Origin of the sequence: Streptomyces sp. MBT53 (assembly GCF_016654115.1) — a bacterium.
GTDB lineage: Bacteria > Actinomycetota > Actinomycetes > Streptomycetales > Streptomycetaceae > Streptomyces.
Genome location: NZ_JAEQAZ010000247.1, coordinates 1 through 10641, shown reverse-complemented (window position 1 = coordinate 10641; position 10641 = coordinate 1). Strand labels below are relative to the sequence as shown.

General features: G+C 71.8%; 7 protein-coding genes. All 7 read left to right on the top strand.

The genetic code is table 11. From position 1 onward, the window contains the following. Window positions 1-652: CobD/CbiB family cobalamin biosynthesis protein (locus JHN45_RS46030; protein WP_201055373.1), on the top strand; the 652-nt coding region annotated here is incomplete at its 5' end. Beyond that, window positions 649-2160, top strand: coding sequence for a cobyric acid synthase (locus tag JHN45_RS46025; RefSeq protein WP_201055371.1), 1512 nt, complete (start codon window positions 649-651; stop codon window positions 2158-2160). The genes JHN45_RS46030 and JHN45_RS46025, both read left to right, overlap by 4 nt. Beyond that, window positions 2157-5810 (top strand): cobaltochelatase subunit CobN, encoded by a 3654-nt coding sequence (cobN, locus tag JHN45_RS46020; RefSeq protein WP_201055369.1) that lies wholly within the window; start codon window positions 2157-2159, stop codon window positions 5808-5810. The genes JHN45_RS46025 and cobN overlap by 4 nt, the downstream gene beginning before the upstream one ends. Next, the gene (locus JHN45_RS46015) at window positions 5807-7828 is read left to right on the top strand and encodes a putative cobaltochelatase (protein WP_201055367.1); all 2022 of its coding nucleotides are present in this window, start codon (window positions 5807-5809) and stop codon (window positions 7826-7828) included. The genes cobN and JHN45_RS46015 overlap by 4 nt, the downstream gene beginning before the upstream one ends. Then, entirely contained in the window at window positions 7828-8427 is a 600-nt protein-coding gene (gene cobO / locus JHN45_RS46010; protein ID WP_200715342.1) for a cob(I)yrinic acid a,c-diamide adenosyltransferase, read from the top strand. The genes JHN45_RS46015 and cobO overlap by 1 nt, the downstream gene beginning before the upstream one ends. After that, window positions 8427-9896, top strand: a complete 1470-nt coding sequence (locus JHN45_RS46005; RefSeq protein ID WP_201055365.1) for a cobyrinate a,c-diamide synthase — start codon at window positions 8427-8429, stop codon at window positions 9894-9896. Before cobO ends, JHN45_RS46005 begins: the two co-directional genes overlap by 1 nt. Continuing rightward, on the top strand, window positions 9881-10627 hold the full coding sequence (gene cobI / locus JHN45_RS46000) for a precorrin-2 C(20)-methyltransferase (RefSeq protein WP_201055364.1): 747 nt from the start codon (window positions 9881-9883) through the stop codon (window positions 10625-10627). The genes JHN45_RS46005 and cobI overlap by 16 nt, the downstream gene beginning before the upstream one ends. The last annotated feature ends 14 nt before the right edge of the window (window positions 10628-10641 follow it).

The following is a 10641-nucleotide window of genomic DNA, read 5'->3' as shown; positions in this document are numbered from 1 at the left end:
CCTCGCGCGCGAGGCCGGGGTCGTCGCGCGGGCCCTGGAGGCCGGTGACATCGAGGCCGCGCGGGCTCGTCTGCCCCACCTCTGCGGCCGGGACCCGCAGGCTCTGGACGCCGACGGCATCGCCCGGGCGGTCGTCGAGTCCGTCGCCGAGAACACCTCCGACGCGGTGGTGGGCGCCCTGGTGTGGGGCGGCATCGCGGGTGTCCCGGGCCTGCTCGGCTTCCGCGCGGTGAACACCCTGGACGCCATGGTCGGCCACAAGTCGGCCAAGTACCGCCGCTACGGCTGGGCTTCGGCCCGCCTGGACGACATCGCCGGCTGGCCGGGCGCCCGCCTCACCGCCGTCCTCGCGACCGTCGCGGGCGACGATCCGCGCGGAGCGGTGCGCGCCTGGCGCACCGACGCCCCCAAGCACCCGAGCCCCAACGCCGGTCCCGTGGAGGCCTCCTTCGCGGGCGCCCTCGGCGTACGGCTGGGCGGCACGCTCTCCTACGGCGGCCGGGTCGAGCACCGGCCCGTGCTCAACGGCGGCGGACGCGCCGTCGCCGTACCGGACATCGACCGGGCCGTACGGCTGTCCCGGCGCGTCGGCTGGCTCGCGCTCGGGGTCAGTGTGGCCGGACGGCTGCTGCTGAAGGGACGCACGTCATGAGCGGCGGCGGGCTGTTGGTCGCGGGCACCACCTCGGACGCCGGGAAGAGTGTCGTGACCGCCGGGATCTGCCGGTGGCTGGTGCGGCAGGGCGTGAAGGTCGCGCCCTTCAAGGCCCAGAACATGTCCCTGAATTCCTTCGTGACGCGCGAGGGCGCCGAGATCGGCCGGGCGCAGGCCATGCAGGCGCAGGCCTGCCGCATCGAGCCGACCGCGCTGATGAATCCCGTGCTGCTGAAGCCGGGAAGCGATCGCACCAGCCAAGTCGTCCTGATGGGCAAGCCAGTTGGCGAGATGAGCGCGCGCGGCTATCACGGCGGGCGGCAAGAGGCGCTGCTCGGCACGGTGTTGGACTGTCTCGCCGAGTTGCGGGGCACGTATGACGCGGTGATCTGCGAGGGGGCCGGTTCGCCCGCCGAGATCAATCTGCGGCGGACCGACATCGTGAACATGGGCATCGCGCGCAATGCGCAACTGCCCGTGCTCGTGGTCGGCGACATCGACCGCGGCGGCGTCTTCGCCTCCTTCTTCGGGACCGTCGCGCTGCTCTCCCCCGAGGACCAGGCGTTCGTCGCCGGGTTCCTCGTGAACAAGTTCCGGGGCGATGTGTCGCTCCTGGAACCGGGGTTGGAGATGCTGCACGACCTCACCGGGCGGCGGACGTACGGCGTGCTGCCGTTCCGGCACGGGCTCGGGATCGACGAGGAGGACGGGCTGCGGATCTCGCTGCGCGGGACCGTCCGTGAGTCGAACACCGCGCCGCCGGTCGGCGAGGACGTGCTGCGGGTCGCGGTCTGCGCGATCCCGCTCATGTCCAACTTCACCGACGTCGACGCGCTGGCCGCCGAACCGGGCGTCGTGGTGCGGTTCGTGGACCGGCCGGAGGAGCTGGCCGACGCCGACCTCGTCGTGATCCCCGGGACCCGGGGGACGGTGAAGGCACTGGAGTGGCTGCGGGAGCGGGGACTTGCTGACGCCCTCGTCCGCAGAGCCGCGGAGGAACGGCCGATCCTCGGCGTCTGCGGCGGCTTCCAGCTCCTCGGCGAGCACATCGACGACGAGGTAGAGAGCCGGCGGGGCTCGGTCGACGGACTCGGAGTACTCCCCCTGCGCGTGCGCTTCGCTCGCGAGAAGACCCTCACCCGGCCCGTGGGCGAAGCCCTCGGCGAGCGGGTCGAGGGGTACGAGATCCATCACGGGGTCGCCCAACTGACCGGCGGAGAAGCCTTCTTGGACGGCTGCCGGGTCGGCCAGACCTGGGGCACGCACTGGCACGGCTCGCTGGAGTCGGACGGGTTCCGGCGGGCGTTCCTGCGCGAGGTGGCCGCCGCCGCGGGGCGCCGGTTCGTACCGGCCCCCGACACCTCGTTCGCCGCGCTGCGCGAGGAGCAGCTCGACCGGCTCGGCGACCTCATCGAACAGCACGCGGACACGGACGCGCTGTGGCGGCTCATCGAGTCCGGCGCGCCACAAGGACTGCCTTTCATTCCACCGGGAGCGCCCGCATGAGCACAGTGTTGTTGTTGTCGACCGCCGACACGGATCTGCTGGCGGCGCGTGCCTCCGGCGCCGGGTACCGGATCGGCAACCCGTCCCGCGTGGACGCCACCGAGGAACTGCCCGCGCTCATCGCGGACTCGGACATCGCCGTCGTACGACTGCTCGGCGGCAAGCGGGCCTGGGAGGACGGCCTCGCCGTGCTCAAGGCCTCGGGCATCCCGACCGTGCTGCTGAGCGGGGAGACCGTCCCGGACCCGGAGTTGATGGCCGAGTCGTCGGTACCGGCGGGTGTCGTCGCCGAGGCGCTCAGGTACCTCGTCGAGGGCGGGCCCGACAACCTCACCGAACTCGCCCGCTTCCTCTCCGACACGGTGCTGCTCACGGGCGAGGGTTTCGAAGCGCCACAGCAGATGCCCGAGTACGGCGTCCACGGCGAACCCGAACTCGACACGGTCCGCCCGACGGTCGCCGTGCTCTTCTACCGCGCCCACGAACTGAGCGGCAACACCGCCTTTGTGGACACCCTGTGCGAGGCGATCGAGGCGAAGGGCGCCAACGCCCTTGCCGTGTACTGCGGTTCACTGCGCGGCGCCGAATCAGGTGTCTACGAGCTCCTCGACGGAGCGGACGCCCTGATCACCACCGTCCTCGCGGCCGGCGGCACGCACGCCTCGGAGGCGTCCGCGGGCGGTGAGGAGGGGGCATGGGACGTCGAGGCGCTCGACATCCTCAACATCCCTGTCCTGCAAGGGCTTTGCCTCACCACCTCGCAGGCGGTGTGGGAGGCGTCCGACGCCGCCCTCTCCCCCATGGACGCGGCGATGCAGGTCGCGATCCCCGAGTTCGACGGACGCCTGATCACGGTCCCCTTCTCCTTCAAGGAGCAGGGCCCGGACGACGTCCCGGTCTACGTCGCCGACCCCGAGCGGGCCGCGCGGGTCGCCGGAATCGCCGTCAGGCACGCCAAGTTGAAGCACAAGCCGAACGCCGAGAAGAAGCTCGCGCTGGTCTTCACCGCCTATCCGACGAAGCACTCGCGGGTCGGCAACGCGGTCGGCCTGGACACGCCCGCCTCGGCGATCCGGGTGCTGGACGCGCTGCGGGACGCCGGGTACGGGGTCGACGGACACCCCGACAACGGGGACGAGTTGATCCACCGGCTCATCAACGCCGGTGGCCACGACGTCGAATGGCTCACCGAGGAGCAACTGGCCGCCGCGCCCGCACGCGTACCGCTCGCCGACTACCAGGCGTGGTTCGACAAGCTCGAACCGGCCCTCAGGCAGGGCATGTTGGACGCGTGGGGCGAGCCGCCGGGCAGCCTCTACGTCGACGGCGACGACATCGTGCTGGCGTCCCTCCAGTTCGGGAACGTCGTCGTGATGATCCAGCCGCCGCGCGGCTTCGGCGAGAACCCGATCGCGATCTACCACGACCCCGACATGCCGCCGTCGCACCACTACATGGCCGCGTACCGCTGGCTGGACAACAGCTTCGGCGCGGACGCGATCGTCCACATGGGCAAGCACGGCACCATGGAATGGCTGCCGGGCAAGGGACTCGGGCTCAGCAGCGGCTGCGCGCCCGACGCCGTACTCGGTGAACTCCCCCTGATCTACCCGTTCATCGTCAACGACCCCGGCGAGGGCACCCAGGCCAAGCGGCGCGGGCACGCCACGGTCGTCGACCACCTCGTCCCGCCGATGGCGCGTGCCGACACCTACGGCGACCTGGCGAAGCTGGAGCAACTCCTCGACGAGTACGCCCTGGTGTCCGACCTGGACCCGACGAAGGCACCGGCCGTGCGCGCGCAGATCTGGACGCTGGTGAAGGCGGCCGAGCTGCACCACGACCTGCATGTGGACGACCAGCCGGACGACGCGGCGTTCGACGAGTTCGTGATGCACATCGACGGCTATCTGTGCGAGATCAAGGACGTGCAGATCCGCGACGGGCTGCACATCCTCGGCGGCGGCCCGGTCGGCGAGGCCCGCGTGAACCTCGTGCTGGCGGTGCTGCGCGCCTCGCAGGTGTGGGGCGGACAGGCCAACGCGCTGCCCGGGCTGCGGGCCTCGCTGGCCGAGCATTTCGGGCTGGTCGAGAAGGAGTTGCTGGCCGAGCCGGGCGCTCCCCTGAAGGTGCCGGTGGAGCTGACGGACCTCGTCGAGGGACCGGCCCGTTCGGCCGCCGACGCGATCGATCTGCTGGAGCAGCTGTGCCGCCGGTTCGCGGAGGGCATGGAGGCCCAGGAGTGGGAGGTCACGGCCGTCCCGGCACTGGTCCGTGCCGTCATCGGCACCGAACTCCCGGCCGCCGTGGCGGTGTTGGAGTTCGCCTGCGACGAGGTGGTTCCCCGCCTCGCCCGCACCACGGACGAGATCGACCACATCCTCAAGGCGCTGGACGGCGGTTACGTCCCGGCGGGCCCGTCCGGTTCCCCGACCCGCGGTCTGGTCAACGTCCTGCCGACCGGCCGGAACTTCTACTCCGTCGACCCCAAGGCCATTCCGTCCAGGCTGAGTTGGGAGGTCGGCCAGTCGCTGGCGGACTCGCTCGTGCAGCGCTACGTCCAGGACAACGGCGAGTTCCCGAAGTCGGTCGGCCTCACGGTGTGGGGCACGTCGGCGATGCGCACCCAGGGCGACGACATCGCCGAGATCCTCGCACTGCTGGGCTGCCGTCCCGTCTGGGACGACGCCTCGCGCCGGGTGACCGGCTTCGAGATCGTGCCCGTCACGGAGTTGGGCCGGCCGCGCATCGACGTCACGGTCCGGATCTCCGGTTTCTTCCGGGACGCGTTCCCGCACGTCGTCGCACTCATCGACGACGCGGTGCGGGCGGTGGCCGAGTTGGAGGAGCCGCCCGAGTCCAACTACGTCCGCAAGCACGCCGACGAGGACACCGCCGAACACGGCGACCGCCGCCGCGCCACGGCCCGTATCTTCGGCTCCAAGCCGGGCGCGTACGGCGCCGGTCTGCTGCCGCTGATCGACGCCCGCAACTGGCGCAGCGACGCGGACCTCGCCGAGGTGTACGCGGTCTGGGGCGGCTACGCCTACGGTCGCGGCCTGGACGGACGGGCGGCGCGCGGGGACATGGAGACGGCGTTCCGGCGAATCGCCGTGGCGGCCAAGAACGTTGACACCCGCGAGCACGATCTCGTCGACGCCGACGACTACTTCCAGTACCACGGCGGCATGGTCGCGATGGTCCGCCACCTGACGGGCACGAGCCCCGAGGCGTACGTCGGCGACTCCGCCACCCCCGACCAGGTGAAGACGCGCACGCTGGGCGAGGAGACCCACCGCGTCTTCCGCGCCCGCGTGGTCAACCCCCGCTGGATGGCGGCGATGCGGCGGCACGGCTACAAGGGCGCCTTCGAGATGGCGGCGACCGTCGACTACCTCTTCGGCTACGACGCGACGGCCGGGGTCGTCGACGACTGGATGTACGAGAAGCTCAGCGCCGAGTACGTCTTCGACCCGGAGAACCGGGACTTCATGAAGAAGTCCAACCCCTGGGCGCTGCGCGGCATCACCGAACGGCTCCTCGAAGCCGCCGAGCGCGGTCTGTGGGCCGAGCCGGACGCGGACACGCTGGAGAGACTGCGGGCCACCTATCTGGAGCTCGAAGGCGACCTGGAGGGCGACGACCAGTGACAACTCCCTTTCCGTTCACGGCCGTTGTCGGCCAGGACGATCTGCGGCTCGCGCTGCTGCTGAACGCCGTGTCGCCGGCGGTCGGCGGGGTGCTGGTGCGCGGCGAGAAGGGCACCGCCAAGTCGACGGCCGTACGCGCCCTTTCGGCGCTGCTGCCGGAGGTCGCCGTCGTCCCCGGCTGCCGTTTCTCCTGCGACCCCGCCGCCCCCGACCCGGCCTGCCCGGACGGCCCGCACGAGACCGGACCGGGCGCCCAACGCCCGGCCCGCATGGTCGAGTTGCCGGTCGGTGCCTCCGAGGACCGGCTCGTCGGCGCCCTCGACATCGAGCGGGCACTCGCCGAGGGCGTCAAGGCCTTCGAGCCGGGCCTGCTGGCCGACGCGCACCGGGGGATCCTGTACGTCGACGAGGTCAACCTCCTCCACGACCACCTGGTCGACCTGCTGCTGGACGCGGCGGCGATGGGCGCGTCGTACGTCGAACGCGAGGGCGTCTCCGTCCGGCACGCCGCCCGCTTCCTGCTCGTCGGCACCATGAACCCCGAAGAGGGCGAACTGCGCCCGCAGTTGCTCGACCGCTTCGGGCTGACCGTCGAGGTCGCCGCCTCGCGGGAGCCCGACCAGCGCGTCGAGGTGGTGCGCCGCAGGCTGGCCTACGACGACGATCCGGCCGGTTTCACCGAGCGCTGGGCGGACGAGGAGTCCTCCGTACGGGCTCAAGTCATCGCCGCACGTGCCCTGTTGCCGTCCGTACGGCTGGGCGACGGGGCGCTGCGGCAGATCGCGGCGACCTGTGCCGCCTTCGAGGTGGACGGCATGCGCGCCGACATCGTGATGGCCCGTACGGCGACCGCGCTGGCCGCCTGGGCCGGACGGACCGACGTGCTCGCCGAGGACGTACGGCAGGCCGCGCTGCTCGCACTCCCGCACCGCAGGCGGCGAAACCCCTTCGACGCGCCGGGACTTGACGAGAACAAGCTCGACGACACGTTGGAGGAGTTCGCCGAGCAGGAGCAGGAGCAGGAGCAGACGCCCGGAGACGATGATCCGGGCCCGGACGGCCCGGATGACTCCGGTGGGGGTGGCGGGCAGCCGCCGGCCTCGGACTCCGACGGTCCTCAGGGCGGCGACACCGGTGCGCAGCCTGAAGCCGGCGAGGGCGGGCAGCCGCAGCCTTCCGGTTCCGGCGAGCAGCAGCCCGTGCGCGCTTCCGAGGCCTTCCGCACCAAGGCGTTGAGCGTGCCGGGCATCGGTGAGGGTGCCGCCGGGCGACGTTCGCGGGCACGGACCGAGCACGGGCGGACCACCGGCTCCCGGCGTCCTCAAGGGGCCCTCACCAAGCTGCACTTGGCGGCGACCGTGCAGGCGGCGGCGCCGCATCAGCTGGCGCGCGGTCGGGCCGGGCGTGGGCTCGTCGTGCGCCGGGACGATCTGCGGCAGGCGACGCGGGAGGGGCGTGAGGGCAACCTCGTGCTGTTCGTCGTGGACGCCTCCGGGTCGATGGCGGCCCGGCAGCGGATGAGCGCGGTGAAGGGCGCCGTACTGTCGCTGCTGCTCGACGCGTATCAGCGGCGGGACAAGGTGGGTCTGGTGACCTTCCGGGGTTCGTCGGCGGATGTCTCCCTGCCGCCGACCTCGTCCGTGGACGCCGCCGCCGTACGGCTGGAGTCGTTGCCGACCGGCGGGCGGACACCGCTCGCGGCCGGGCTGCTGAAGGCGCGGGACGTGCTGCGGGTGGAGCGGTTGCGGGATCCCGCGCGGCGGGCGCTGGTGGTCGTGGTGACCGACGGGCGGGCAACAGGTGGGCCCGAGCCGGTCGCGCTGGCCGGGCGGGCGGCGCGGTTGTTCGCGGCCGACGGGGTCGCCTCCGTGGTCGTGGACTGCGAGTCGGGGCCCGTACGGCTGGGCCTGGCACGGCAGTTGGCCGGGGAGCTGGACGGTACGGCGGTGACGCTCGACGAGTTGCGGGCCGACTCGATCGCCGGGCTGGTCAAGGACGTACAGAGGAGGGCCGCGTAATGCCTCAGGGGCAGCCAAGTGTCGTACCGGACGACGGTTTGACGACCCGTCAGCGGCGTAACCGGCCGTTGGTGATCGTGCACACGGGCATCGGCAAGGGTAAGTCCACCGCCGCCTTCGGGCTCGCCCTGCGCGCCTGGAACCAGGGGTGGCCGATCGGGGTGTTCCAGTTCGTCAAGTCGGCGAAGTGGAAGGTCGGCGAGGAGAACGCCCTCCGGGTACTGGGGGCTTCCGGCGAGGGCGGGTCCGTCGACTGGCACAAGATGGGCGAGGGCTGGTCCTGGGTCCAGCGCGACTCCCAGATGGACAACGAGGAGAAGGCCCGCGAGGGCTGGGAGCAGGTCAAGCGGGACCTCGCCGCCGAGACGTACCAGCTGTACGTGCTCGACGAGTTCGCGTACCCGATGCACTGGGGCTGGGTCGACACGGACGAGGTCGTCGACGTGCTGCGGAACCGGCCCGGGACCCAGCATGTCGTGATCACCGGGCGGAACGCGCCCGAGAAGCTCGTCGACCTCGCCGATCTCGTGACCGACATGTCGAAGGTCAAGCACCCGATGGACGCCGGTCAGAAGGGCCAGCGGGGTATCGAGTGGTGATGTCTTCCGTCCCTCGGCTGGTCATTGCCGCGCCCTCCTCTGGCAGCGGCAAGACCACCGTCGCCACGGGGCTGATGGCCGCGTTCGCCGCGCGGGGGCTCGCCGTGTCCCCGCACAAGGTCGGGCCGGACTACATCGACCCCGGGTACCACGCGCTCGCCACCGGGCGGGTGGGGCGGAACCTCGACGCGTACCTGTGCGGGCCGGAGTTGATCGGTCCGCTGTTCGCGCACGGGGCGCGCGGGTGTGAACTCGCCGTCGTCGAGGGTGTGATGGGGATGTACGACGGGGCCGCGGGCGAAGGGGAGTTGGCGTCCACGGCCCATGTCGCGAAGCTGCTGCGGGCACCGGTCGTGCTGGTCGTCGACGCGTCCTCGCAGTCCCGGTCCGTCGCCGCGCTGGTGCACGGGTTCGCGTCCTGGGATCCGGAGGTGCGGGTCGGGGGCGTGATCCTCAACAAGGTGGCGTCGGACCGGCACGAGGCGCTGCTGCGGGAGGCGTTGGACGCGGCCGGGGTGCCGGTGCTGGGTGTGCTGCGGCGGGCGCCGCAGGTGGATACGCCGTCCCGGCATCTGGGGTTGGTGCCGGTTGCCGAGCGGCGGGCTGCGGCGGTGGAGGCTGTCGCGGCGATGGGGGCGCAGGTGTCCGCGGGGTGTGATCTTGAGGGGTTGATGGCGCTGGCGCGTAGCGCCGGTGCGTTGTCGTGTGCGGCTTGGGATGCGGCTGAGGCCCTGGTTTCTTCGCCCCCGCCGCCCCTGCCCTCCCCCACTCTCGGCTTCGCTCGAGCGGGGGGACCCCCATCGTCCCCGGGGGCTGCGCCCCCAGACCCCCATCGGCCTGAACGGCCTCGTCCTCAAACGCCGGACGGGCTGAAAATTGCCGTTGCCGGAGGCCCCGCCTTCACCTTCTCCTACGCCGAGGACACCGAACTGCTCACCGCAGCCGGTGCCGAAGTCGTCGTGTTCGACCCCCTCCGTGATGAACAACTCCCGGACGGGACACGCGGGTTGGTCATCGGGGGCGGGTTCCCCGAGGTGTACGCCGCCGAGTTGTCGGCGAACGAGCCGTTGCGCAAGGCCGTCGGCGCGCTCGCGGAGAGCGGGGCTCCCGTGGCCGCCGAGTGTGCCGGACTGCTGTATCTGTGCCGGGAGTTGGACGGTCGGCCGATGTGCGGGGTGCTGGACGCCTCCGCGCGGATGAGCGAACGGCTGACCCTGGGGTATCGGGACGCCGTCGCGCTGAGCGACAGTGTGCTGGCCGTGGCCGGGACGCGGATGCGCGGGCACGAGTTCCACCGGACCGTCGTGGAGCCCGGCTCGGGGGCGGCTCCCGCCTGGGGGGTGCGCGCCCCTGACCGGCGGGTCGAAGGTTTCGTACAACAGGGTGTGCACGCGAGTTATCTGCACACGCACTGGGCGGCCGAGCCCGGTGTGGCCCGTCGGTTCGTGGAGAGGTGCCGGACGTCATGAGCAGCAGCAGGTTGATCGGAGTCGGGGTGGGTCCCGGCGATCCGGAGCTGGTGACCGTCAAGGGCGTCAACGCTCTGCGCGCCGCCGATGTCGTCGTCGTACCTGTAATGGATACGGGTGAGCGGGGACGGGCGGAGGCGACCGTGCTGCACTACGTGCCGCAGGAGAAGGTGCTCCGGGTCGTGTTCGCGCTCAACGAGCGGACCGACCGGGCCCGGCGCGAGGCCGCCTGGGATGCGGCGGGGGCGAAAGTCGCCGAGCTGCTCGCCGCGCACGACGTCGTCGCGTTCGCGACCATCGGGGACCCGAACGTCTACTCCACCTTCACCTATCTCGCCCTGACCATCGGGGAGTTGGTGCCGGGAGTCGTGGTCGAGACCGTGCCCGGTATCACCGCGATGCAGGATCTCGCCGCGCGTTCCGGGGCCGTACTCACGGAAGGGACCGAGCCGTTGACGCTCGTTCCCGTGACCGCCGGGTCCGCCGTGCTCAAGGACGCGCTGGCCGGGCCGGGGACGGTCGTGGCGTACAAGTTCGGGCGGCAGGCGGCGGAGGTCGCCGAGGCGTTGCGGGAGACCGGGCGGATCGAGGACGCGGTGTGGGGGTCGGCGCTCGGGCTGGACGGGGAGTCGATCCGGCCGGCCGCCGAGCTGGACGGGGAGCCGTTGCCGTATCTGTCGACGCTCATCGCCCCGGCGCGGCGCGAGGGCGGGCGGGGCGGGAAGTTGTGACCGGACGTGGAGGA

Bases quoted from the DNA above. Each gene is read 5' to 3' on its own strand.
- JHN45_RS46025 (WP_201055371.1), top strand. From the start codon at position 649: ATGAGCGGCGGCGGGCTGTTGGTCGCGGGCACCACCTCGGACGCCGGG.
- cobN (WP_201055369.1), top strand. From the start codon at position 2,157: ATGAGCACAGTGTTGTTGTTGTCGACCGCCGACACGGATCTGCTGGCG.
- cobO (WP_200715342.1), top strand. From the start codon at position 7,828: ATGCCTCAGGGGCAGCCAAGTGTCGTACCGGACGACGGTTTGACGACC.
- JHN45_RS46005 (WP_201055365.1), top strand. From the start codon at position 8,427: ATGTCTTCCGTCCCTCGGCTGGTCATTGCCGCGCCCTCCTCTGGCAGC.